Here is a 1,419-nt window from a genome sequence, read left to right as displayed (position 1 = left end):
CAGAACGAAACGTTGGTACAGAAGGGCGATCACGAGCGAGATGAGGAAGAGTACGACCGCCACCGCGTTGCCGTACCCGTAGTTGCCCGCGTTGCGGCCCTCGGTGACCATGTACGTCGCCATGGTCGAGGTGCCGGCCGTGGACGAGACGTATTGACCCCAGATGATGTAGACCAGGTCGAACAGCTGCAGCGCACCGATGATCGACAGGAACGCCCAGATCCGGATGGTCGGCATGAGCAGCGGCAGGGTGATCCGCCGCTGGGTCTGCCAGAACGACGCGCCGTCCACCGCGGCCGCCTCGGACAGCTCCTCCGGGATGTTCTGCATCCCGGCCAGGAACAGGATCACCGCGAACCCGACGTACTTCCAGGTGAGGATCAGGCCCAGGGTCCAGATGGCGATGTCCGGGTTGGACAGCCAGTCCTGCTTCAACGAGCCGAGACCCATCGACTCCAGGACGCCGTTGACGGCGCCGTTGGTCTGGAGCATGAGACTCCAGGCCGTCCCGACGATGACCTCGGCGATCACGTACGGGACGAAGATGAGGACCCGGATGACCGACTGGCCGCGCATCTTCTGGTTGAGCAGCAGCGCGAAGCCGATCGCGATCGGCCCTTGGAGCACGAGCGACAGGACGACGATGAGTGCGTTGTGCCACAGCGCCGCGCGGAACGGGCCGTCCTGCAGGATGGTGACGTAGTTGTCGAGGCCGACGAAGTTGGTCGGCACCCCGAAACCCTTCCACCGGTAGAAGCCGTAGTAGGCGGCCAGCACCACGGGAAAGATCACGAAGGCCAGGAACATCAGAATCGCGGGACCGGACAGCGCCGCGATCTCCAGCCGTTGAGCCCAACCGATTCCGCGCCGGCGGGGACGCAGCGGAGGCGGCGTCTGCACGCCGCCCCCACTCCGCCCGGGCGCATCCTCAGTGACCGTTGACCTCTCGCCACCGAAGTTGCTGCTCATCGTCCGGCTACCTCAGCCCTTCTTGGCTGCGTCGTTCACGCCCTTGATGATCCCGGCGACGTCACCCTTGCCGGCGAGCATGTTGACCACGCCGATGTTCAGCGCGTTGCCCACGTTCTGGCCGTACACCGTGTCCAGCCACTGCGAGACGTACGGCGCCTTGTTGTACGCGTCGAGAACCGCCTTGAGGTACGGCTCGGTGATCGCGCCCTGCGCTTCCTTGTTGACCGGCAGCGAGTTGAAGGCCTTGTAGTAGGCCTCCTGCACGTCCTTGGTCACCAGGTAGTTGAGGAACGCGACGCACTCCTTCGGCGCGTTGGCCGAGCACGAGTAGCCGTCCGCGCCGCCCATGATCGCGGCCGGGTCACCCTGGCCGCCGGGAACCGACGGGAAGGGGAAGAAACCGAGGTCGGGCAGCGGCTTCTTGTCCTTCGTGAGGCCCGCGATCAC

The 1,419-nt window shown here is 65.3% G+C and carries 1 protein-coding gene and 1 pseudogene; both read right to left on the bottom strand.

From position 1 onward, the window contains the following. Positions 1-969 (bottom strand): sugar ABC transporter permease (locus AB0M20_RS43445; RefSeq protein WP_364307340.1); only part of this gene is annotated, 969 nt, incomplete at its 3' end. Between the two features lie 12 nt (positions 970-981). After that, positions 982-1,419, bottom strand: a pseudogene (locus AB0M20_RS43440) (sugar ABC transporter substrate-binding protein); the annotation flags it as partial.

The organism is Actinoplanes sp. NPDC051633 (assembly GCF_040681735.1).
GTDB lineage: Bacteria > Actinomycetota > Actinomycetes > Mycobacteriales > Micromonosporaceae > Actinoplanes.
This window is presented reverse-complemented; position numbering and strand designations above follow the sequence as displayed.